The sequence below is a fragment of the Sphingobacteriales bacterium genome (assembly GCA_016711285.1).
In the GTDB taxonomy this organism is placed as follows: Bacteria; Bacteroidota; Bacteroidia; order Chitinophagales; family UBA2359; genus JADJTG01.
The window spans coordinates 125917-147081 of record JADJTG010000012.1; the positions used below are offsets into that span (position 1 = coordinate 125917).

A 21165-nucleotide genomic window follows, 5' to 3' on the forward strand; every position below is an offset into this window, starting at 1 on the left:
TAGAAGATATGATGAATTTATGCCTATGCAATTCAATTCTTTGTATTTTTGCCTTGCTTTTTTCGTTGGTATATTTTTATACATTTTTTACACTTTCATATTATGCTCAACACCGAACAAGCTGCTGCCGAACTGCGCGATACCGGTTTTGTATTGCTCAAAGGCATATTTTCCGAAGCCGAACTACAGCCACTGCGCCAACTCACCGACCGCATTGTGGCTTATGCCGAACAACATTTGGAAGATCCTTTGCCGATTATTATTTGCGGCATCGCTCCGATCAGGGCGTACTGTACGATTTGTTTCAGCGACACCCCGAATTTCAGGAGTGTAGCACGCAAAAAGGAGCTTTAGACGTGCTGGAAGGTGTGATAGGCAAAGATATATTTATGTACGAAAATTGTTTGGTATATAAGCCCAAAGGAAAAAACAACGCCGTGCCTTGGCATCAGGATTTCATCAATCGTCCCAATGAGCCGGTGAAATACATTTCGTGGGTGGCGATGGACGATGTGACGATAGACAACGGCGCGATGAAGCTCATTCCGGGTTTCGCACCGCAAGGGATTTTTACCGATGTATCGCGTAAAGGCGAAACCCACCACGACCGCATTAAGCCCGAATACATAGAAGAAGACAAAGCGCAGTATGTGACGATGCAAGCGGGCGATGCTTTGTTGTTTAATCAGTTGGTGGTGCATAGCAGCGATTTGGTAAACAGCACCAAGCCGCGCCGCGCTTTTCGGGCCTCGTATCAGAGTTTTGAGCAGAGGTAATGGTTTTATAACAACTGATTAATTATCTTAGCGCAATAAAAACATTATATGATAATAGAGATAAAAACTTGCCGTCATTGCGGCAGCCCAAATATAACAAAAAACGGACACTGCAAAACAACAAAAAAGCAGAAATTTCATTGCAAAGCTTGTAATAAATACGGTACGTTAGAATTAGAGGAAAATGTAGCGAATGGCGAAAACAAGAGATTATGTCAGCCTATTTAGAGCGTCCGAGAGTGCGAGGCATTGCTCGTGTTTTCATATATCTCGTAATACACTGAGAGCTTGGCTGATGGCAGCGGGACAGGAGCAGAGCACCATAGAGGAAACGCTGCACGATGTACCACCACAGGAGATATTTTGGAATACGATGAATTACAACATTTTGTAAAAAAACACAAAAAGGTGGTTATGGACAGTAATTAGCCGTAAAACTCGCAAAATCATTGCATACTTCATTGGAGACCATAGTTTAGAAAGTTGTAAAAACTTTGGGAAAACATACCTGAGCGTTTTCGTTTCCAGCAAAGTTTTAGTGATTTTTGGGCTGCTTACAACTTTATTTTTGAACAAACAGGACAACATCAACTCGTAGGTAAAGATACTGGACAAACCAATCATATGGAGCGTTGGAACAACACCATTCGGCAGGCTTTGGGTAGGCTCACGCGAAAAACATTGTCTTTTTCTAAAAGCGATTTTTTCAATGACATTGTTATCAGGCTTTTTATCATCAGATACAATATTGCCAAATCACCAACAGTTAATTAAAAACCATTACCTGAGCAGATATTTACACCGCGCGGCACACCGATAGTGATGCGTGGCGGCAGTCCGGAGGCTTTGGCGGGGCGTTTTCAGCGACCCGAATCGGCGCAGAAAGTACCGTTTATCAAAGAAGTGCTACACGCCATCGGCAAACGACTGATAAAGGTGTAGGGGGGGGTTGAGCCTGTTTAAAACTATAACGAGGAGACAAAGCCCACTAACGCCGTAGGTGTGTGAAATCCTTATAATGGAAAATAATATCCGAAAAACGGTCCGCGGGTTTGCCCAACGCGGGTTTCAGGGAACGAATATTTCAAATGAAACGTAAATTTCCAAAGGAATGAGATCTTTCTTTTGACCAAATGCCCGCGTTGAGCAAAACCGCTGTTAATGACTATTTTTCATTCTATTCATATAGAAATGGCTCATCACCTTCTGCCATATTTCTCACATTTTCGAGTACTTGTTTCATATATCTTGTATAAAAAACATTTGCAAAAAGCCATTGAAATGGAATAAATACAAAACCCTTTCCGTGAATGGTGTAGTCGTAATTGATTTTTATTTTGTTCGGTTCAATCTCTGTTGTTGTCCATTCAAAAGTAAATTTCCAAATATTAAACAACCAAGATTTGAAATTCCCAACTTCAACCCTCCAATATTTATTTTCTATACGCTCAATAATCTTATCAGTTCCAACTTCTCCTCCTTTAAATGTTAATGATTGTCCAGCATAAACATTTTTTATTGAACCTACCTTACCCCAATCCTCGTCATTGGTTGTTTTTGTAACCTTTGGCATTAGTCCATATCCAGTGTGAACTTTGGTTACGTCACATAAGATAGGAACTTTGAATGCCCTTTCAAGGGTACAGTTATAAATTGCTGTAGTATGAATTTTAAAGTCCATCTGTAAAACATTTTTTGTTTTTATTATCTTTTGATTAAAGTCTGTCAATTCTGTGTTTGTCCTAAAATTGCCACTAACATCAGAATTGCAATATTAATGTTCTTACTTATTTCGCCACTAAATAGGCTGTAGAAGGCAGTTTTTTTACAAGGAGGTCAGCACTTGACGTTTTTTTTAAATACCTAATCCGTATAAAGGCAAACAGTTTCCCGCTTTACTTTCCGATACAAAAAGCAAAGCACTAATACAAAAGCATTGTAAATCAATACTTTATATGTTTTTTTAGTTGAATTAAAATTAAATTAGCAACAATTTTAAGTAAATTAACAAAAAAAGCCTCCATATCGGGAGGCTCAAAATCGGTATGTATTTAGTCTGTTTTTGGGTTTTTCTTACTCATCGGCATTTAAAACAAAGTAGCAATCTTCATTATCAGAATATCTTATTACTTCAATAGTGGGAGTACCAAATAATTGCTTTTTATCTTTTATTAATTCATTTATCCTTGTATCATTTGCAATACTCATTTTTAAAAGAGTATCAGTATTTATATCGGCTAAATCTATACTCAATAACTCATCATTTATTTTCTGTGAAAGTTCTAAATAAGTTTTTACCCTATTGGATAAATTAAATTTGTATGTTTTTACAAGGGTATTTATTTTAAATGCTTTGCCCTCATCTATTGCATTTCTTACAAGTTCTTTTTTATTCCACTCTATTAAAGTTTGTTTGGAGGTTTTTAAATCGCGGCTATCTCATCAAAACTTTTGCCCTCTATTCTTAAATAAATGCCTCAATGTTTTTATCTAACTTACTATTCTATTCCGCTTTCATTTTTAATTATTTATTGATAAAATTTGTCAATCATTACACCTTCCTATACGCATTTACCTATAATACTCTTTTACTCGCATTACCTTTTTATCCAGTTCATTAATTAAACTTTTGCCCTCATCGGGTTGGTAGGTTGTACAAAGTTTTTTTACATCGGCTTTTAATCTGCTGTAATATTCTTTGTGTTTAAAATGGTTTTGGGCTTTCAAATCTTCTATACCCTCCAGCACTCCATTTATACCTATTTCATTTATTTTCATTAATGCCAGTTGCATAATATAATCATTTGGCTTTTTTATTGCTTTACTATTCATTTGGTTTAAAATTGAATTGTTTTTATTAATGTTTTTATATTCATTTATCCAGCGTTCTACCATACCAATATAAAAAAGCCTCATCAAATAAATTAAAGGCTTGTATTTGGCTTGTATTAAATTGTTGAGGCAATCGGCTTGTATATCTTAATTCATACCTTAAAATATGCTTATTTGCCCAAATAGTAGGTAAAATTTGCCCTTTAGCTTTGCCCTCATCTACTTTACTATAAAATACTTTTTGCCTCATTGAATTGTTATAATAAACGCTTTTTGGTTGTTCTAATCTTGTATAGTGGTGGCACTCTCCCAAAAGGTTATAAAAAGTATTTGGTTTTGGCTTACTATCATATTTTGGGCAAAATCTATTTGCTTTACATCGGCTTGTAATATTGGTAAATTGGTAAAATCTTGTATTTGCTCAATGGCTCTTTGTGTATCTTGTCTTGTAAGGGTCTTAAAATTATCTTTTAGATAGCTTTTGCAAATACTACCTTTTAAACTTATACCAGCGTTTCCGATATATGCACTCATACCTAAAATGCTACCAGTAAAATAAACCTCTCCAGTGTCTTTTTTTTCTCTTTTTTCTCCATTGGTTAAAAGTGTGGGTACTCTTTGCAAATACCCACTTTCTTTTATCCTTTCACTTGGTAGCCAAAACTTAATTGTATCATACATAATTGACAAAATTTGTCATTGACTACAACTTACTATAAGCATTAAGCCCTATGTACTCAAAAATCGGTTTTGCCTCATCTCTCAATTTTTGTATTTCAGTATCAAAATAGCCCTCAATTAAAAGCTGTAAATAGTGTTCGGGTAAATTCCTACCTCCCTCAATTACCAGTATTTCAAAAAAGGTATATTCTTTATCGGTAACTATTAAATACAAATCATTACCAAAAGGATAAAGAGGGTTTGGCTCTCTTTTTTGCCCTATAAATGGCTTTTTATTTGGGTATGAATAGGCAAAGTTTGGGTAATCTATAAATTTGTATAAACTACCAAAATTTAGGCTTTTGCCTCCAGTTAAACAATATTCAGCATATCGTTTGCCATTGGTTTCTATAAACTCCCTACTTGGTGTAAGATTAAAATAAATTTGCCCTTTATGGTTGGTAAATGTCTCCAGCCCTTTGTAATTACCAGCCCTTGCAATACAATCATATCTTGGTACTATTGCACCTACTTTAATACCGTTTTGTGCTTTTACCTCATCGGGTAACATTACCAGCTTTGTATATTGTACTATCATTTTGTAACATTTTTAAGGGTTACAAAATTGATGGCTTTGCCCTCTATTTCTTTGGTGGTGGCTACTCGGTTTTGTTTTAACCAGTCTATAATCTCCAGCCTATCAAAATAATTTACTTTGCCAAAAGGTTTATAAAATGGTATGCCTCCAGTACTGCATAACTTGTAAATGTGGCTTTTGGATAGCCCTGTAAATTGACTTACTTCATTGAGGGTTAAGTACCTCTTTTTTGTTCTAAATTCATTTTGTCAATATTTTAAAAATTAAAAAAATTGACTTTTGCAAAAGTCTTGTATGTAATTACAAGTGCAAAAATGAATAGAAATAGAAAATATTAAAATTGATAGGGCTTTACAGTAAAGGGCTGTAAAGGTTTTTTAGTTACTCAATTTCTTTGGATAAGGCTTTTAGTGTTTTTATTAACTCGGTTATTTCTGTATGTGTTTTTGGCTTTCCTTTTTGTGTAGTAGGGTTTCCTTTCTCATCATACATTGTAATAGCTTCATAATTTTTTACCATACTTGTAAAGGTTTGGGCTTTTATTGGTAAGCCCTTTTTATCAACAAATAATTGCTCACAAATAGCCCAAATACTATCCTCATCAATAAAGCCAAAAGTTTTTAATTCATTGATAAGGTAAGCAAGTAAATTGCTATTTTTAAGCCATTTAATAGGCTTTATTTCTTTTTGTGGAGGTGTGGGCTGGTTTAATCTATTTTTAATTTCTGCAAACTCCCTTTTATCAACAATTACATATTGGTCGGTGTTTGGTTTAAGTTTAAAGTTACTTTTAAATTTAATAATATTATCATTGTTATTATCGTAGTATTCCTCTACATCAATAATATATTTAAAATCACAAACTTGGTTTTGTCTTTTTGTTATATTCAATATCCTATGAAAAAAACTCACTACTTTATTTGTAAAATCTTTTTCAACTACATTGCAAAAATCGTCTGGGGCTACTCTTATAAAGCTAAGATAACCTACTATTAACTTGGTACAATAAAGTTCAAAATCATTTAATTTGGTATCTATTTCATAATAACTTCTTTGCTCAATAATGTTATCTATTGTGGTTGCTCCTTTTGCCAATTCCCAAAAAACAGAAGTACATGCATTGCTGCAATTAATAATAAAGTTCTTTAAACTATTATTGGTAAATTCATTATCTGAAAATTGTAACAAGTAACCATAAAGATTTCTAAAATATGTACTTTCTTTTAGTAGGTTTTCAAACTTCCATTCTTTTTCAAATTCTTTAATTTTATCTTCCATATTCTAAAGGTTTATATTTGGTATTTTATTCATTCCCTCTTTTATTTTCTCATCTACAATTTTTGCATAAATTTGGGTGGTTTTCAGTTCGCTATGCCCTAACATCTTGGAAAGGGTATATATTTCAGTTCCTAAAGTAAGTTGTAATACTGCAAAGGTGTGTCTTGCACAATGGAAAGTAATTTGCTTTGTAATTCCAGCTTTCAACATCCATCGGCTAAGTTCTACATTGGAGTAACTACTATATTTTAGCCCTATAAATACCCTCTCATCGGGTTTGCCTCTATCCAGCATTAACTCCCTTGCTTGTTGGTTAATATCCAAATATTGCAGCCCTTTGGTTTTTTGTTGCTTAAAATGTACCCTCCAATTATTGTTTATTTTTTGTACATCATTCCAAATAAGATTATTAATGTCGCTCCATCTTAAACCAGTTAAACAACTAAACAAAAAAGCCCTTTTCAATACATCATACCTACAAGGAACTTGTACTAATTTTCTAACCTCATCTAAGGTTAAATACTCCCTTGCATTATCTTGATACTTAAAATTTACAATTTCAATTGCAGGGTTTCCATAAATAATTTTTTCTCTCATAGCCTCATTTAAACTTGCTCTAAATTTGGCAAAATAGGAGGCTTTACTATTGTTTGCAAGTGGTTTACCATCTTTCCTTTTTGCTTTATTTAGGTACTCCTTAAACCTTTCAACAAATTGTAAATTAATATCACTAAACGTTACATTTTTTCCAGCAAATGCCTCTAAATGCAAAAGAGTACTGTACCAGTTTCCATAATTCCCTTTGGTTTCTTTTTTGCGTACAAGGTTTGTAAAGTATTGTATAAAATTGGTTTGCCTCTTAAATTCATTTGTAAAGCCATAAGTACCATTTTTTATTTCAAGTTCTCTTTTGGCTTTTATGCTTTCAGCAAGTTTTAAATTTTCTTTGTTTTGTTGTTTATCAATCGGGTTGGTAGGCTTATCAAGCAAATACAAGTTTAAATACTCATACTCTCTAATCGGCTTTGTTTTGCCATCGGGTGTTTGAGTAGTGCCTTTGTATATTTCTAAATAAAGAGAAATAGTACCTTTTTTACTTTGCTTTCTTTGTCTTAAAAAAATTTTCATTGTTGCTAATTGTTGCTACTTTATATAAAAATGTAATTTAACAACAAAAATACAACAAATAACAACATAAAACAACAATTAAATGAAATATTGGAAAGTAAAGTATTTTTTTATAAAGTCTTTATTTATAAGGCTTTTTATGTTTTATTTTCTCTTATTTATTGTTATTAATTTTCACTTTACTTTCCGATACAAAAACGGCTAAAAACGCTTTCCAAAAGATCCTCGGTACTTACTTCGCCGCTTACCGTTCCCAAATAATGGAGGGCTTGCCGCAAATCCAACGCCAACAACTCGCCGCTATTGCCGCTACCGATGCAGTGCAGGGCGGCTTGCAGGGCGGCGGCGGCTTGCGAAAGGGCTTCTATGTGGCGCGTATTGCACCAAAGCGTGTCGCTGCCCGCTACCGCCTGACGTGCCGCCGGCGTAAAAGCAGTATCGTAAATGGCGGTTTTCAACGCCTCCAAACCTTCGCCACTTTGTGCGCAAGTATATACCCACGTCACACCCTCGCCGCCCGCCTGCAACTGCAAAGTCGCCGCGCTCAGGTCGGAGCGTGCCGCCAGCAAATCCATCTTATTCACCACCACCACCACCTGCAAATTGCCGTGGTGCAATTTCTCCAAATCTGCCGCCAAATCTGCCGCACTTTGTTCGCCGCCATCGAACACATACAGCAAAATAGCGGCGTTTTTCACTTTATCAAAGGTTTTTTGAATACCGAGAGCCTCTATTTGGTCGCCCGCCTCGCGGATACCCGCCGTATCAATGAGCCGAAACGCCACCCCTTCAATATTGAGGGTTTCTTCAATAGTGTCGCGCGTAGTGCCTGCCACCGGACTCACAATGGCGCGTTCTTCTTGCAGCAGCGCGTTCAAAAGCGTAGATTTTCCGGCATTCGGACGACCCGCCAGCACCGTCACAATACCGTTTTTCAGTGCATTGCCCAGCGCAAAAGTAGATTTGATGCGCTCAATGGTCTGTAAAATTTCGTGCAGCAGTGCCGTTAGCTGTCGGCGGTCGGCAAAAGCGACATCTTCCTCCGAAAAATCCAACTCCAACTCCACCAAAGCCGCAAAATCAATAAGACGCTGACGCAGCGCGGCTATCTCCTGCGACACACCGCCACGCAACTGCCGCATAGCCACCTGATGCGCCGCCTGTGTTTCGGAAGCAATGAGGTCGGCAACTGCTTCGGCTTGCGAGAGCTTCATTTTTCCTTTTACAAAAGCACGCAACGTAAATGCACCTGCTTTGGCGAGTCGTGCGCCCTGTTGGAGCAGTATTTGCAACATACGGTTGATGATATAAGACGAAGCGTGACACGAAATTTCTACCACATTTTCGCTGGTATGGGAGTGCGGCGCACGAAACAAGCCCAGCACCACCTCATCTATCATTTCATTTTGATATTTCACAGTGCCAAATGCAAAGTATGCGAAGCCGCCTGATGAAAATCTTTTTTTGAAAAAACACTTTGAATGATGGCAATGGCTTCGCTGCCCGACAAACGTATGACGGCAATAGCCCCTGCTCCGTTTGGTGTAGATAAAGCGACAATGGTATCTTGCAAAGAAGACATAATTTTTTTTTAAAAAAGCAGTTGTTGAAAGTTAAAAAAAATATCAAAATTCATACAAATGATGCGTGTGTAAAGATGCGGCAAATGTGTATAAAATCAATAAAAATCATCATAAAACGAATAATTTTGGCAACAGCCGCCATACAAAAAACAAAACCGTTGCCCCGTACAGTATAATTAATACAAAAAATTAAGACTCACAACGAATTGATAATCAATAAGTTTTTTAATAAAAAATAATTCTCTTTACAAAGTTTAATTTTTTGATAAATTCGCAGCAGCTAATTCTTTTCATTGATATAAAAAAATCATCAACACAGCAAGCTATGTTCAACTACTTAATACGGCGTATTTTATATTCACTGAGTGTATTGTTGGGCGTGTTGTTGTTGGTATTTGCACTATTTCGTTGGTTGCCCGACCCTGCCCGCCTCACAATGGGGCAGCGCAGCGATGCCGAATCAATTGAAGCGGTGCGCCGTGCCGAGCATTTAGACGAGCCTTTGTGGAAACAATTTATTTTTTATCTCAACGATATTTCGCCTTTGTCGTTGTACGAAGATACACCCGCCCACCGCGCCGAGTATCGTTATACGCCGTTGTTCAAAATCGGAGAAAAAACGCTGTGCTTCAAAAAACCATTTTTGCGGCGTTCCTATCAAAGTCGCCGCCGTGTAAGCGACATTATCCTCGAAGCACTCCCCACCACTTTGCTCATCGGCTCTTTGGCGATGCTGCTGGCATCGGTATTGGGCATTGTTTTGGGAGTAGTGGCAGCTCTCAAAAAAAACACACCCCTTGACCATTTCATTGTAGCGGCATCGGCGTTGGGCATTTCGCAACCCTCCTATTTTGCGGGTATTCTGATAGCCTTGTTGCTGGGCTATTGGCTCAAAGATTATACGGGATTGAATCATAGCGGCTCGCTTTACACATTAGACGATGGCGGCAATGCCATTTTTCAGGCAAAAAATATGATACTACCCCTCATCGCTTTGGGGTTGCGCCCTTTGGCAATTATTGTGCAACTCACCCGAAGTTCTATGATAGATACGCTGTCGCAAGATTTTATCCGCACTGCCCACGCCAAAGGATTGAGCCGAAAAACGGTGTTTTCAACACGCCCTGCGCAATGCGCTCAATCCGGGCAGCCACCGCCATTTCGGGCTGGTTTGCTTCGGTACTTACGGGTGCTTTTTTTATTGAATTAATATTTGATTGTAAAGGTTTGGGCTATGTGAGCGTGGTGGCACTAAACAATTTAGATTTTCCATTGGTGATGGGAGCAGTACTTTTTACAGCCACTTTATTTATTATAGTCAATATGCTCACCGACCTGCTCTATGCGTGGATAGACCCGCGCGTAAGAGTGGAGTAATATTTTTTGTAAATTCACCAATATCTGCACTTTTTATTGCTGACCTTTGATGTCAGAAAATAAGAAATATGGCACAAAACAGAAAAGATGGCATATTTTTTTATGCTTTTTGGTGAAATTAAATTCACCCATGAGCAATAAAAAGACTATCTCCCTTGCAGCTTTTTGTATCAGTGCAGGCTTATTGTTGAGCAATGGCATTATTCAGGCACAAACACTTTTAGATGCCCCTGTTATTGTAAATAATATGGAGGACACCTCTAAATTAATTATATACGCTTCGTTTAATCAAAGCAACAAAAATCCGCTGCTGCAATTGCAGTGCCGCCAATACCCCCATAAGTGCCTGGCACAGCAATCACCCCACCAATTTATTTATTGGCATTGATGCCGGAAGAAACAACGGCAACGATGCTTTGTCCAATACTTTTATCGGTTTTACGGCGGGCAGTGCCAACATATCGGCGAAAACAACACGTTTATCGGCAGGAGTGCGGGTTTTAAAACGAATCGGGTTTCAACAATACATTTATCGGTCAAAGTTCGGGCAACGCTACAACTTCCGGCTCATCAAACACCTTTTTAGGTGCAGAATCGGGCTTGTACAACAGTACCGGCTCGTCCAATACATTTATCGGAAAAGTGCCCGGAACTTTCAACGACTACGGCAGCGACAATACATTTGTAGGCAAAACGGCGGGTTTTGGCAATGTATCAGGCGTGTATAATACATTTTTGGGCAGTTTGTCGGGCTACAACAACAACACCGGCAACTACAATACTTTTGTAGGCGGCGAAGCGGGCAACGCCAATACCAATGGCTATTCCAATACCTTTGTCGGGCATCGTTCCGGCAAGAGCAGCACCGTAGGTTATCGCAATACATTTGTAGGCAACGATAGCGGAATGAATAATACTTTTGGGAATTTCAACACGTTTGTAGGACACGAAGCGGGGCGCAATAATACCGAAGGGCACGACAATACTTTTATGGGTTTGAGTGCCGGTGCACAAAACACATGGGGAGCTTATAATGCTTTTTTGGGCAACAATGCTGGCTTTAATAATACAGGTGGTTGGTTCAATACCTTCATCGGTGAGGGTGCGGGCTATACCAATCAATTGGGATATTGTAATACCTTTTTGGGTTCAAAAGCCGAAGGTCGCTACACCGACACTCTGGTCAATGCCACCGCCATCGGTTGGGACGCAAAAGTGACCACACCCAACAAAATCCGCTTGGGCGATATGAATATCCACAGCATAGAAGCACAAAACAACTTTGCCACCATCGCCGACCAGAATATGATGAACAACATACAAGATTTTCATTTAGGATTGAATTTTATCAAAGAACTGCGTCCGGTGTCGTTTTCGTGGCAAAACAGCAACGACTCGCTCACTTATCAGGGATTGGTAGGGCAAGAAGTAGCACAAACCCTCAGCAAATTGGAAACAACGGCGAGTGTGGTCGTTCCGGCACAGCACAGCCAAGACCAATATGCGGTGCGCTATGCCGAGTTGGTACTGCCGCTCATCAACGCCATTCAGGAGCAGCAGGCAATGATTGAAAGTTTAAAAGCCGAAATAGATTCCATCAAAGGCGAGCTGGGCTACGAAACTCCCTGGGTGGACGGTTTGGAGCAGCCCGACAACAACAACGAAGCGGCGGTTTCTTTGGCACAAAACGTACCCAACCCTTTCAGCAAAAAAACACGCATAGATTTCTATATTCCGCAGCAGGTGGGCAGTGCCGCTTTGCGCATCGTCACCATAGAAGGCAAAGAAGTGGCAGTATATGAAATCAAAGCACGCGGCACAGGCTCGCAAAACATCAATTTAAAAGATTTGCCGCAGGGCATTTATTTTATACACGCTCATAACAGACGGCGTAGCGGCAGACAGCAAACAAATGGTAATAGCAAAATAAAAAACTTTTTTGGCGTGATATGAAAATGATTTTATACCATTGGCTTTGCCTGGATCTTAAATGGGCAACAAAAACGAAAAAACGTGAGTATATAAATAGTGGATATGTAAAAGGTACTTGTTTCTGTTATGGAAACGAGTACCTTTTTTATTTACTGGTAAAAATCGTGAGCATTAAAAACATCGGATTAATACTTTAAATTCCCAAAACTCCAAAGGCTGCCTACATCAAAAAAAATGCGGGCAGCCTTTGGTATTAGAAACTTTGATTTACACTACCCATTAAAACTTTACGGACAAGTAATACTAGAAAACACAGGAGTACCTGTATCACTCACCGTCAGTCGCCAGCACTGCCCATTAGGCGATTTCATAATAACTCCATTAGTAGCACTTTCAATATAAATATCTCCGTTTGACACTTGTAAACGTGATTTTGGATAGTTTTGTTGAGAAAAAAATAAAGCAGGCATAATACCAAAACCTGCATTACCATCGGGACCTATTAAAAAGGTGATCCGAGAGAAAGGTTGCTTGGTGGGTTGAGGTGATGATGTCAATTCTGAAATAATCGCAATAATTTCTCTGGTCTACCACTAAGCGCCACCGAGATTTAGTGAGTGTTATATATGCTTTCTCCGCCAATACCTGTATTACCTCCATAATTGTTATAGAAGCCATTAAAATTAATAGCTTGAAAACCACTGGGTCCGCTGTAGAATCCTCCTTCTATCGGTTGAATATTGATATTTCCATTTTGACCGTCGGATATACGGACTCCTTCTTCTTGCGTACTATTAACGATAACGTGTAGTTTTCCGGTTGGAGCACTTGTTCCAAAACCCGAATTTTGACCAATGACATCAATATAATTTTGAGATAAAATATTGATTTGATGTAAAAAATAAAACATCACTAAATAGAATAGCTTCCGCATAAAATTTGATATAGTTTAGATTAAAAAAAATTTTTTACAAAAAACTATATAATTTTGGTTGTATTTTCATACATTTACAACACATTATATTACTTTTTACATACGCAATACAACTTTTAATACCTTAAAATCCAATTTATATGAAACCCGTAGGCGAAAAAATCAAAAAAATACGCGAATTGAAAGGGCTTACACAAGAATACATTGCCGAAAAACTAAATGTATCGCCGCAGGCTTATGGCAAAATTGAACGCAATGAAACTCGTCTTGATGTGGAACGTTTGCAGCAAATAGCTAAAATTTTAGAGGTAAGTACCGAATTTATCAGTAACTTTGACGAAAGGCAGATTTTTATTAACTCCCAATATAATGGTGGCTATAAAGGTACTTTTACCCAGAACTACAACGAGGCTACTCAGCAATTAATAGAACATCTGGAAAATTCGCTGAAAAAAAAACGAAGAAATACAGTTTTTACGACAACAGTTAGCGGTATTGTTGCAAGAAAAAAACTAAAATTTTGAAAAAAATCAGTCGACAGCTTTTGAAGCGGGTATATGATTTTTGTAATCATAAAAACAATCGCCCTGTTTTTACAATAAATAATGACCAAAAGCTGAATAAATGATCACTGTTTCTTGTTTTACCTGATATACAAGTCGGTGTTCTTTATTAATTCTTCTGCTCCATAATCCGCTTAAATTATATTTTAGTGGTTCAGGTTTTCCAACTCCTCTAAAAGGATGTTCAGTGAGTGCGGTAAGAAGTACATATATCTTTTTGGTAATTATGCTGTTCCCTGCCGACTTATGAAATTCAAAATGTTTTTGGGCTTCTTGGGTAATTTCTATTTTATACCTCATTTTATTCCCAAAAAACTTTTAATATCTTCTTGCTCCAATGTGATAAAATTTCCCTCTTTGTGTTGTTTTTTGCTTTTCTCAATCATTTTTACAAATTCGGGGTTATACAACTCCTCAGAAGAAATTTCATAGTTAATTTTATGAAGTTTCATAAAGTCGTGCAGGGCAGTTTCCTGTTCTGGAGAATTTGGGTGGGCTATAAACATTTTTTTTTCAGACATAATGACTAAAATTTTTATTGATTACCGAGACAGACAATAATGAAGTCACTTTTATAACAAAATTCAGTTTGTTTTTGTTTGTCGGTTTTGTATTCAGAAGTTTTTTATTCCTAAAAAACTCCAAAGGCTGCCTACATCAAAAAAAATGCGGGCAGCCTTTGGTAAAAAAATATGTGACTTTTAGAATGATTTACTATCTAAATTGTGTAAATGTACTGTTGGGAACTTTGGGTTTGTGTTTCAAGAGTTCGCGCAGCACCACATTTACATCGCTGTATCCGGGTGAGGCGTTTTTTTCTTTGCCTTCGGCATCAAAGAAGATAAGAGTAGGATATACTTTACTTCGTTCATTACAGCGGTGAGGTTAAATTCTGCTTGGCATTTACTTTATAATAAAAGAAAATATTTGTCGAGCATAGATTGAATGGTAGGTGATTCGAACACTTCGTATTCCATACGTTTGCAGGGTTCGCACCAAGGCGCACCGAATGCCATCACAAAGGGTCTTCCTTTGAGATGAGCTTCGCCTTTGATTTCTTCAAAAGAGCCTTGATAATAAGTTTGTGATTGAGCAGAATTGGTATAAGAAAGAACGGTAAAAAATACGAGCAAAGCAATTTTTATCAACTTCATGCGCAAAACAAGATGAGGGGTGAGGCGATTAATTTTTTGTATTAAAATTATCTTCAGCGCGAAAATAGAAAAAGCCCGAATTATATCCAAATAATTCGGGCTTTTTTTAATATTTAGTATAAAATAGGATTATAAACCTAAAGCTCTCATTGTTTCAACAGGAACTGAAGTACCATTGATACCTACAGCCAAGCCGTTGTCTTTTTGGAATTTCATGATAGCTTCACGGGTTTTGCTACCAATACGTTGTCAATCGGACCTTGGATCGTAGCCTTTTCCTTTCAACGCTCCTTGAATTTGACGGATAGTAGCGGCACTCATATTAGCTTCGCATACTACGCCATTCGGTGAAACCACCTACTTTTTCAATTTGCGGCTGGTTACAGTTTTATATTCAGCAGGGAATATCTACGCTGCTAGTAGTAGCCGCTCTGTCCACGATTTGTTTAGTTACACTACGATATTCAGCGGGAATTTCTTTTCTACAGTTTTAGCCGGAGATTGTACTACTGTTTTAGTTACAGTTTTGTATTCGGCAGGTACATCTAAGCTGGTAGTAGTAGCAGCTTGTTTCAAAACTTGTTTAGTTACAGTGCGATACTCAGCAGGTACTTCTTTCAAACACCACACGCGGCAATCATCGGGATTAGCAGAAACATGGTTAGCATTTGCTTCACCACGCACCCATTTAGTAGTGGCAGGAGCTACCAACACTTGCTCAGTTACGGTTTCGTAAACAGCAGGAACATACTCTAATCTTTTCCGGGCTTTCTTTTACCATCACTTGTTCGGTTACAGTAGTATAAGTAGGAGGTACTACTTCCAATACTTTGTAGCCTTCTTTCACCAAGATTTGCTCATCTACGGTTTTGTAAGTGGCAGGCACCACATCAATTTTTTTAGATGCCTCTTTCACCAAGATTTGCTCGGTTACTGTTTCGTATTCATCGGGCATCAAACATTTAGCGTAGCACTTTCCAGGCTTCGCGTTAGGTGGCATATCATCTTGTGCATTTACACAAAAACTTACTGCCAAAGCCATCATTGACAAAGCAATTTTGTTCAGATGTTTCATAAATAAATTGGTTTTAGCTGAATTAATAAAATAATGGTATAATATTAAAAATATATACTTATTCAAAATACAACCGCAAAGTTAAGCATCTTTTTTTAGATACATCATTAATTTTAATAAATTTTATTGAATTTGTGTAGCTTTTCAAAATACGATATAAAATATTACAAGGTTCAGGTTTATTTAGGCAAATAAAAACCGTATGCCATATCATTTAATCTAACCATTGTGCGCAACTGCCGCTGCCGGATTGGTGGCTCACTTGCAGAATATTAGGAAACTCATTGATAATGCTTTCGGCGTGAGAAATGATATATATCTGTTGAAATTGCTCCTGCAAGAGGCGCAAAGCAAATAAAATCTCTTGGCGGCGGTCTTCGTCCTGACTGCCGAATATTTCATCAAAAGCCAAAAAATTCATTGCCTGCTGTCCGCTGAGTTCGGTAATGGCTTTGCTCAGGGCAATCCGCAAACACAAATTTGCCAAATCCTGTTCGCCGCCCGAAAACCTGCTGATAGGATATGCCTTGCCGCCGTCTATGATATGAAATTCAAAGTTGTCGTCCACGCTGATATGTTCGTATTTGCCTTTGGTAATTTGGCTAAACAAAAGGCTGGCTTCGTTGGAAATAAGCGGGCTGATGCGCAGCAGGATATTGTTTTTAAATTCGCGTACCAACTCGTATAATTTTCCCAATACATCGGCTTCTTGTTGGCGGCTTTGTATTTGCTCCTGAATATGCTGCTGCTGTTCTATGGCGGCTTGGAGTAGTTTTTTGTCTCCATTCAGGCGTTCTTGCCTCACCTGAAAGCCAGAAATTTGTTGGCGCGTATCGGTGAGTTGGTTGGCGATTTCTTGTTGTTTTATTTTCAGTGCCTCATAATGTTTTGCCACAAAATCTATTTTTTGTATATCGTTGTGCGCCGTTTGTATCATTTCTTTTCCTTTTTCCAATCGTTGTTCTAATTCGCCGATATTTTGGAGGACAAGGGGCGTATCTTTTTCGCAGCGATTTTTGTTGATGATATATTGTTGATAAGTGGGTTCAAAACGCTTATAGTTTTGTTGGAGTTGTTCAAAATACAGCTTGTCTAAGGTAAAAGCGGGCATTGTTTTAAGGTCATCTTCAATATGTTCCATTATTTTTTTTATTTCCATACCTCGCATTATCTCCTCTTGCTGTTGGCGTTGCATTTGTACGAGTGTATTGTATTCTTTATCTTTTATGTGAATATTATTTCTGCAAGCTGCGAGGTTTTGTTCGCTTTGAAGGAGTTGTTCCTGAGCATTTTGTTTTTGTATTGTCAAGGGTTGCATTTCGGCGGCGGCGGCTTCCACTTCGCTGCGGAGGGTGTTCAGGGTGCTTTCGTACATATCGAGCAGGGGCTGTGCGCAAGTAGGGCAAGGGGCATTGCGGTTGAGCGACTGCAATTTGTCGATTTTTTGTTCGTAATCCTTTATTTTGCCTTTCAGTTGTTGTATTTGTTGGTCAATGCTGCTGTCGTGAAGGCGTTGTTGTTGTATGGTTTGCTGCCATTGATGTTCCTGTTGGCGCAGTTGTTCCGTTTGCTGCTTCAAATCGGGTAGTGGTTTAAGCTCCTCTTTTCGTTTGGTAACAATTTCGCGCAATTCATCAAGTTGTGTTTTATGAGCGAGGAGGGTCGCCTGTTTTTTTTCGTATTCGGCTTGTTGTTGTGCTTGTTGGCGGAGTTGTTCTATTTCTTGTTTTTGTTGTAAAAATGTGTTGATGTCGTTTTGTTGGTCGGCGCATTGTTGTTGAAGTTGTTGAAGTTGCTGCGCTTGTTCTTTTTTCTTTTTTCAGTTGTTGTTGCAGGCTTTCCAAATTTGCCTCCAAACGGTTCAATTGTTGATTTGTTCATTATGGTGGCGCATTTTTTGTTCTTCGGCTGCCCACTGCGTTTGATGTAGGCTTTGTTGTTCTTCCTGCTGACGGAGCAATTGTTGGGTTTGTTGCTGTTGTTGTTGCAAGCGTTCAATATTGGCGTTTATTTCGGCGATTTCGGTATTTTTTTGTTGCAGGGCTTCATTGCTCAACAGGGTCTCTTGTTTTCCTTTAATTTCGTTGGCGATGGCGGTTTTGTCGCTGTTGATATTTTTTTGAATAACCTCCAAACGCTCCACGCCCAGTATTTTACGCACCAATTCTTTGCGTTGTGCGGGTTTGGCAGTCGATAGCTCGGCGAGTTCTTTTTGCCCCGAAAACACCGAACGCTTAAAAGCATCGTACTCCATACCGATTATTTTACTGATTTGTGCATTGACTTCTTTGGCACTGCTCGCCAACAAGGTTTTTTGTTTTCATCATACAATTCTGCTTCTATCGTGCCTTTACTGAGGTCTTTTCCTCTGTATTTTCTTAGCACTTTATACGGGGTATTTCCTACTTCAAAAATAAGCAGCAACTCTACGGGAGCAGTTTCGGGTGCCATCACAGAGCGTATATAACTTTTTCATCTTCATCTTTTCCAAAAAGGCAGTGCACTACGGCATCAAAAATAGTAGATTTTCCGGTTCCATTTTTGCCGATAATGCCCACCAATCCTTCTTTGAAATTGAGTTGTAAATCAGTGTATTGCTTATAATTTTTTGAGCGATAATTCTTGTAAAAGATGGTGATGTAAGGTGAAAAAAATCAAAAACAAGTATTTGCAGCAAAGCTGCAACAAAATTATAAAGACTTTGGTCTTTTTTAAACGATAATTGGTGTAGCAACTCATTTTTTATCAACTTTGTTGTTTCAAACGAAATTGCATTTTATTTTTAATTCAATTAATTTTTAAATGAACAGCACTAAAACATCATTTTTGGCGGCATTGCTGCTGCTGTCGGCGGTTGCGTGCAAGCAACCCTCTGCACAACACAGCGAAGAAGGTGCCGCTACCGAAGCCACCCACAATGCAGCCCCTGCCAACACACCGCCACCTGCTGCCGAGTTGAGTGCCGCCGACCAAGCCGCCGCCGATAAAGCCCTCATTGAAAAGTACATTGCCGAAAAAGGCTTGAAAGCCAAAGCACGCCCAACGGCATTTATTATGTAATGGAACAAGAAGGCAGCGGAGGCAATCCCACCGCCCAAAGCGTCGTAAAAGTACATTATGAAGGCACTTTGCTCAACGGCTCCAAATTTGATTCTTCTTACGACCGCAATCAGCCGATAGAGTTTCCTTTACAGCAAGTAATTCCCGGTTGGCAGCAAGGTATTCCTTTTATTCAAAAAAGGCGGCAAAGGTTTGTTGATTATTCCTTCGGGCTTGGCGTATGGCAAACAATCGCCGCCGCCCATTCCGCCCAATTCGGTATTGGTATTTAAAGTAGAGTTGTTGGATTTTAAATAAAAGCACAACACCATTTTATTTGTTAAATAAAAAACCGTTTGAAAAATATTTCGTTATTTTCAAACGGTTTTTTTTTGCTTTTGGTAAAAAAATGAATACGCTATGACGGACGAAACCCCCAAATTAGGCATCAAGCAGTGGGCAGCAGACGACCGCCCCCGCGAAAAACTCCTTGCCAAAGGCAGCGAATCACTGAGCAACGCCGAGCTTATCGCCATTTTGATAGGTTCGGGCAACAGCCGCGAATCGGCGGTAGATTTATCGCAGCGCATTTTGCACAGCGTAGATAACGACTTTAACCAATTATCAAAATTGCGCATCAGCGACTTGTGCAAATTCAAAGGCATCGGCGAAGCAAAAGCTATCAGTATTGTGGCTGCTTTGGAAATCGGCAAACGCCGCCAAACGGCTTTGGTGTATCAGCGACAGCAAATTAAAGGCAGCAACGATATTTATGAGCTATTTCAGCCGCTGCTGCGCGACCTGCCACACGAAGAATTTTGGATATTACTCCTCAACCGCGCCAACAAAATCATCATCAAAGAGCGTTTGAGCATCGGCGGCATTTCGGGTACGGTTGCCGACATTAGGCTCATTTTCAAGCGCGCCCTTGAATCCAACGCTTCTTCTTTGATTGTAGTGCATAACCACCCTTCGGGCAATGTGCAGCCCAGCAACGAAGACCGCAACATCACCAAGCGTCTGCACGAAAGCGGGAAACTATTGGATATTCAGCTATTAGACCACGTTATTGTCACCGAAAACGGATTTTTCAGTTTTGCGGATAATGCTTGCTTTGATAAAAGATGCGGACACCAAGGCATACAAATGAAAAATATATCGGTAGTTTTATTCTTTAAAATGTGCAAAAATGGCTATCTTTATAAAAAATTAGCACCTTTATGATTTTACTTCATTTGATGCTTTACAAGGCTCTGCTCAGTTGCCCCACTATCCGCCACAGCGCATTATTTCATTAGTGCCCTCTATTACAGAATTGTTGGCAGCTGGATTTGGAGCACGAAGTGGTGGGTATTACCAAATTTTGCGAGCACCCTACCACTGGAAACAGCGTAAACCAAAGTGGGCGGCACAAAAAATGTATCCGTTGCCCAAGTAAAAACTTTACACCCCGATTTAATCATCGCCAACAAAGAAGAAAATGAAGCCGAAGCTATAAGGACTTTGGCGGAGGAGTTTCCGGTGTGGGTGAGCGATATAAAAACGCTTCAAGATGCGCTGGATATGATACAGTACCTCGGCGAATTGTGCGGAAAATCGGAAAATGCGGCGGCACTTCTACAACAAATCAGCCGAGTTTTTCGGAATATCCCACACGCCAGCCGCGCTTGCGAGCCGCTTATTTTATATGGAACGACCCCCTGATGACCGTGGGCGGCGATACTTTTATCAGTGCAATGATGGAGCGTGCGGGCTTTGAAAATATATTTGCTCCTCGTTTGCGCTACCCCGAAGTAGAAATAAACGAAGTAGTAGCACAACAACCGGCGGTATTGTTGTTTTCGTCAGAGCCTTTTCCGTTTAAAGAGCACCATACTTATCCTTTCCGCCTGATGCTGCCCAACAGCGCAACACTTTTGGTAGATGGCACTTATTTTTCGTGGTATGGCAGCCGCCTGCTCAAAGCCGCTGCTTATTTCAACAATATACACCGTTTGGCAGTGCAGCATTTATCATAAATGATACCATACAATAAAGCCGAAAAATTCCCAAATCATTAGAGCACATCAATTTTATTTTATCCGTAGTATGGTATTCTAAAACTATACTACGGATTTTTAATATTTAACCATTATTACACCTTCTTTCACAATATCACTTTGTTGTTTTATCATATTTACCCGTGCTCATTGTAAAAAAAAGAAGACAATGAAGTATCTATTCTTATGAAGTGGAA

General features: G+C 38.8%; 29 protein-coding genes and 5 pseudogenes. 13 read left to right on the forward strand and 21 right to left on the reverse strand.

The window, feature by feature from the left end; all coding sequences use genetic code 11:
- The first annotated feature begins 102 nt into the window (after positions 1-102).
- The 4 genes from IPL35_07640 to IPL35_07655 all read left to right on the forward strand — a co-directional run bounded on the left by IPL35_07640 (position 103) and on the right by IPL35_07655 (position 1550).
- Positions 103-354 carry a hypothetical protein gene (locus IPL35_07640; protein MBK8443278.1) on the forward strand — a complete coding sequence of 84 codons (252 nt, stop codon included), beginning with the start codon at positions 103-105 and terminating at the stop codon, positions 352-354.
- Complete coding sequence (locus IPL35_07645) at positions 264-776, forward strand: phytanoyl-CoA dioxygenase family protein (GenBank protein ID MBK8443279.1); 513 nt, start codon at positions 264-266, stop codon at positions 774-776. Before IPL35_07640 ends, IPL35_07645 begins: the two co-directional genes overlap by 91 nt.
- A 193-nt stretch (positions 777-969) precedes the next feature.
- The gene (locus tag IPL35_07650) at positions 970-1170 is read left to right on the forward strand and encodes a hypothetical protein (GenBank protein ID MBK8443280.1); all 201 of its coding nucleotides are present in this window, start codon (positions 970-972) and stop codon (positions 1168-1170) included.
- A 110-nt stretch (positions 1171-1280) separates the two neighbouring features.
- The gene (locus IPL35_07655; GenBank protein MBK8443281.1) at positions 1281-1550 is read left to right on the forward strand and encodes a hypothetical protein; all 270 of its coding nucleotides are present in this window, start codon (positions 1281-1283) and stop codon (positions 1548-1550) included.
- A 403-nt stretch (positions 1551-1953) separates the two neighbouring features.
- On the opposite strand, the gene IPL35_07660 is transcribed toward IPL35_07655, so the two are convergent.
- The 10 genes and pseudogenes from IPL35_07660 to mnmE all read right to left on the reverse strand — a co-directional run bounded on the left by IPL35_07660 (position 1954) and on the right by mnmE (position 8854).
- Positions 1954-2505, reverse strand: a complete 552-nt coding sequence (locus IPL35_07660; GenBank protein MBK8443282.1) for a hypothetical protein — start codon at positions 2503-2505, stop codon at positions 1954-1956.
- Positions 2506-2849: 344 nt separating this feature from the next.
- Positions 2850-3029: a hypothetical protein gene (locus tag IPL35_07665; protein MBK8443283.1), complete on the reverse strand. Its 180-nt coding sequence runs from the start codon at positions 3027-3029 to the stop codon at positions 2850-2852.
- Between the two features lie 318 nt (positions 3030-3347).
- Entirely contained in the window at positions 3348-3671 is a 324-nt protein-coding gene (locus tag IPL35_07670; GenBank protein ID MBK8443284.1) for a hypothetical protein, read from the reverse strand.
- Complete coding sequence (locus IPL35_07675) at positions 3649-3921, reverse strand: hypothetical protein (protein ID MBK8443285.1); 273 nt, start codon at positions 3919-3921, stop codon at positions 3649-3651. The genes IPL35_07670 and IPL35_07675 overlap by 23 nt, the downstream gene beginning before the upstream one ends.
- Positions 3891-4289 carry a hypothetical protein gene (locus IPL35_07680; GenBank protein MBK8443286.1) on the reverse strand — a complete coding sequence of 133 codons (399 nt, stop codon included), beginning with the start codon at positions 4287-4289 and terminating at the stop codon, positions 3891-3893. The genes IPL35_07675 and IPL35_07680 overlap by 31 nt, the downstream gene beginning before the upstream one ends.
- A 22-nt stretch (positions 4290-4311) precedes the next feature.
- A complete protein-coding gene (locus IPL35_07685; GenBank protein MBK8443287.1) occupies positions 4312-4839 on the reverse strand; it encodes a hypothetical protein in 528 nt (175 codons plus the stop codon).
- 23 nt (positions 4840-4862) lie between these two features.
- Positions 4863-5084 (reverse strand): annotated as a pseudogene (locus IPL35_07690) (helix-turn-helix domain-containing protein).
- Positions 5085-5247: 163 nt separating this feature from the next.
- Positions 5248-6144: a hypothetical protein gene (locus IPL35_07695; GenBank protein MBK8443288.1), complete on the reverse strand. Its 897-nt coding sequence runs from the start codon at positions 6142-6144 to the stop codon at positions 5248-5250.
- Positions 6145-6147: 3 nt separating this feature from the next.
- Entirely contained in the window at positions 6148-7272 is a 1125-nt protein-coding gene (locus IPL35_07700; GenBank protein ID MBK8443289.1) for a site-specific integrase, read from the reverse strand.
- A gap of 179 nt (positions 7273-7451) precedes the next feature.
- A pseudogene (gene mnmE, locus IPL35_07705) lies at positions 7452-8854 on the reverse strand (tRNA uridine-5-carboxymethylaminomethyl(34) synthesis GTPase MnmE).
- A 326-nt stretch (positions 8855-9180) separates the two neighbouring features.
- Between mnmE and IPL35_07710 the strand changes: the two are divergent.
- The 3 genes and pseudogenes from IPL35_07710 (at position 9181) to IPL35_07720 (ending at position 12185) form a co-directional block, all read left to right on the forward strand.
- Positions 9181-10232 (forward strand): annotated as a pseudogene (locus tag IPL35_07710) (ABC transporter permease).
- Between the two features lie 130 nt (positions 10233-10362).
- The gene (locus IPL35_07715; GenBank protein MBK8443290.1) at positions 10363-10620 is read left to right on the forward strand and encodes a hypothetical protein; all 258 of its coding nucleotides are present in this window, start codon (positions 10363-10365) and stop codon (positions 10618-10620) included.
- Between the two features lie 212 nt (positions 10621-10832).
- On the forward strand, positions 10833-12185 hold the full coding sequence (locus tag IPL35_07720; GenBank protein MBK8443291.1) for a T9SS type A sorting domain-containing protein: 1353 nt from the start codon (positions 10833-10835) through the stop codon (positions 12183-12185).
- Between the two features lie 266 nt (positions 12186-12451).
- Here IPL35_07720 and IPL35_07725 read toward each other — a convergent pair whose 3' ends face one another.
- Both IPL35_07725 and IPL35_07730 read right to left on the reverse strand, forming a co-directional pair.
- Entirely contained in the window at positions 12452-12721 is a 270-nt protein-coding gene (locus IPL35_07725; GenBank protein ID MBK8443292.1) for a hypothetical protein, read from the reverse strand.
- A 53-nt stretch (positions 12722-12774) separates the two neighbouring features.
- Entirely contained in the window at positions 12775-13098 is a 324-nt protein-coding gene (locus tag IPL35_07730) for a hypothetical protein (GenBank protein ID MBK8443293.1), read from the reverse strand.
- Positions 13099-13238: 140 nt separating this feature from the next.
- On the opposite strand from IPL35_07730, the gene IPL35_07735 reads away from it, so the two are divergent.
- Positions 13239-13622, forward strand: a complete 384-nt coding sequence (locus IPL35_07735; GenBank protein ID MBK8443294.1) for a helix-turn-helix transcriptional regulator — start codon at positions 13239-13241, stop codon at positions 13620-13622.
- Between the two features lie 69 nt (positions 13623-13691).
- On the opposite strand, the gene IPL35_07740 is transcribed toward IPL35_07735, so the two are convergent.
- Positions 13692-13961, reverse strand: a complete 270-nt coding sequence (locus tag IPL35_07740) for a Txe/YoeB family addiction module toxin (protein MBK8443295.1) — start codon at positions 13959-13961, stop codon at positions 13692-13694.
- Positions 13958-14182 (reverse strand): hypothetical protein, encoded by a 225-nt coding sequence (locus tag IPL35_07745; GenBank protein ID MBK8443296.1) that lies wholly within the window; start codon positions 14180-14182, stop codon positions 13958-13960. The genes IPL35_07740 and IPL35_07745 overlap by 4 nt, the downstream gene beginning before the upstream one ends.
- 185 nt (positions 14183-14367) lie before the next feature.
- On the opposite strand from IPL35_07745, the gene IPL35_07750 reads away from it, so the two are divergent.
- Positions 14368-14544 carry a hypothetical protein gene (locus IPL35_07750; GenBank protein ID MBK8443297.1) on the forward strand — a complete coding sequence of 59 codons (177 nt, stop codon included), beginning with the start codon at positions 14368-14370 and terminating at the stop codon, positions 14542-14544.
- Between the two features lie 25 nt (positions 14545-14569).
- Here IPL35_07750 and IPL35_07755 read toward each other — a convergent pair whose 3' ends face one another.
- The 7 genes from IPL35_07755 to IPL35_07785 form a co-directional block, all read right to left on the reverse strand.
- Positions 14570-14905, reverse strand: coding sequence for a thioredoxin family protein (locus IPL35_07755; protein MBK8443298.1), 336 nt, complete (start codon positions 14903-14905; stop codon positions 14570-14572).
- Positions 14906-15265: 360 nt separating this feature from the next.
- Positions 15266-15529: a hypothetical protein gene (locus tag IPL35_07760; GenBank protein ID MBK8443299.1), complete on the reverse strand. Its 264-nt coding sequence runs from the start codon at positions 15527-15529 to the stop codon at positions 15266-15268.
- Positions 15530-15533: 4 nt separating this feature from the next.
- Positions 15534-15890 (reverse strand): hypothetical protein, encoded by a 357-nt coding sequence (locus IPL35_07765; GenBank protein MBK8443300.1) that lies wholly within the window; start codon positions 15888-15890, stop codon positions 15534-15536.
- 214 nt (positions 15891-16104) lie between these two features.
- Positions 16105-17520 carry a hypothetical protein gene (locus tag IPL35_07770; protein MBK8443301.1) on the reverse strand — a complete coding sequence of 472 codons (1416 nt, stop codon included), beginning with the start codon at positions 17518-17520 and terminating at the stop codon, positions 16105-16107.
- Between the two features lie 231 nt (positions 17521-17751).
- On the reverse strand, positions 17752-18198 hold the full coding sequence (locus IPL35_07775) for a hypothetical protein (GenBank protein MBK8443302.1): 447 nt from the start codon (positions 18196-18198) through the stop codon (positions 17752-17754).
- Positions 18150-18344, reverse strand: coding sequence for a hypothetical protein (locus IPL35_07780; protein ID MBK8443303.1), 195 nt, complete (start codon positions 18342-18344; stop codon positions 18150-18152). The genes IPL35_07775 and IPL35_07780 overlap by 49 nt, the downstream gene beginning before the upstream one ends.
- Entirely contained in the window at positions 18341-18529 is a 189-nt protein-coding gene (locus tag IPL35_07785) for an AAA family ATPase (protein MBK8443304.1), read from the reverse strand. The genes IPL35_07780 and IPL35_07785 overlap by 4 nt, the downstream gene beginning before the upstream one ends.
- A gap of 163 nt (positions 18530-18692) precedes the next feature.
- Here IPL35_07785 and IPL35_07790 point away from each other — a divergent pair, with 163 nt between their 5' ends.
- From IPL35_07790 to IPL35_07805, 4 genes and pseudogenes are all read left to right on the forward strand, one after another.
- Complete coding sequence (locus IPL35_07790) at positions 18693-18950, forward strand: hypothetical protein (protein MBK8443305.1); 258 nt, start codon at positions 18693-18695, stop codon at positions 18948-18950.
- Positions 18950-19247 (forward strand): annotated as a pseudogene (locus IPL35_07795) (FKBP-type peptidyl-prolyl cis-trans isomerase). Before IPL35_07790 ends, IPL35_07795 begins: the two are co-directional and overlap by 1 nt.
- Positions 19248-19349: 102 nt before the next feature.
- Complete coding sequence (gene radC, locus IPL35_07800) at positions 19350-20153, forward strand: DNA repair protein RadC (GenBank protein ID MBK8443306.1); 804 nt, start codon at positions 19350-19352, stop codon at positions 20151-20153.
- A gap of 37 nt (positions 20154-20190) precedes the next feature.
- A pseudogene (locus tag IPL35_07805) lies at positions 20191-20947 on the forward strand (ABC transporter substrate-binding protein).
- Positions 20948-21165 lie beyond the last annotated feature (218 nt).

Excerpts from the sequence above, each read along its gene's own strand:
- IPL35_07640 (MBK8443278.1), top strand. The coding sequence starts at position 103 with ATGCTCAACACCGAACAAGCTGCTGCCGAACTGCGCGATACCGGTTTT.
- IPL35_07650 (MBK8443280.1), top strand. The coding sequence starts at position 970 with ATGGCGAAAACAAGAGATTATGTCAGCCTATTTAGAGCGTCCGAGAGT.
- IPL35_07670 (MBK8443284.1), bottom strand. The coding sequence starts at position 3,671 with ATGGTAGAACGCTGGATAAATGAATATAAAAACATTAATAAAAACAAT.
- IPL35_07680 (MBK8443286.1), bottom strand. The coding sequence starts at position 4,289 with ATGTATGATACAATTAAGTTTTGGCTACCAAGTGAAAGGATAAAAGAA.
- IPL35_07685 (MBK8443287.1), bottom strand. The coding sequence starts at position 4,839 with ATGTTACCCGATGAGGTAAAAGCACAAAACGGTATTAAAGTAGGTGCA.
- IPL35_07695 (MBK8443288.1), bottom strand. The coding sequence starts at position 6,144 with ATGGAAGATAAAATTAAAGAATTTGAAAAAGAATGGAAGTTTGAAAAC.
- IPL35_07700 (MBK8443289.1), bottom strand. The coding sequence starts at position 7,272 with ATGAAAATTTTTTTAAGACAAAGAAAGCAAAGTAAAAAAGGTACTATT.
- IPL35_07715 (MBK8443290.1), top strand. The coding sequence starts at position 10,363 with ATGAGCAATAAAAAGACTATCTCCCTTGCAGCTTTTTGTATCAGTGCA.
- IPL35_07730 (MBK8443293.1), bottom strand. The coding sequence starts at position 13,098 with ATGCGGAAGCTATTCTATTTAGTGATGTTTTATTTTTTACATCAAATC.
- IPL35_07735 (MBK8443294.1), top strand. The coding sequence starts at position 13,239 with ATGAAACCCGTAGGCGAAAAAATCAAAAAAATACGCGAATTGAAAGGG.
- IPL35_07740 (MBK8443295.1), bottom strand. The coding sequence starts at position 13,961 with ATGAGGTATAAAATAGAAATTACCCAAGAAGCCCAAAAACATTTTGAA.
- IPL35_07745 (MBK8443296.1), bottom strand. The coding sequence starts at position 14,182 with ATGTCTGAAAAAAAAATGTTTATAGCCCACCCAAATTCTCCAGAACAG.
- IPL35_07750 (MBK8443297.1), top strand. The coding sequence starts at position 14,368 with ATGATTTACTATCTAAATTGTGTAAATGTACTGTTGGGAACTTTGGGT.
- IPL35_07765 (MBK8443300.1), bottom strand. The coding sequence starts at position 15,890 with ATGAAACATCTGAACAAAATTGCTTTGTCAATGATGGCTTTGGCAGTA.
- IPL35_07790 (MBK8443305.1), top strand. The coding sequence starts at position 18,693 with ATGAACAGCACTAAAACATCATTTTTGGCGGCATTGCTGCTGCTGTCG.
- radC (MBK8443306.1), top strand. The coding sequence starts at position 19,350 with ATGACGGACGAAACCCCCAAATTAGGCATCAAGCAGTGGGCAGCAGAC.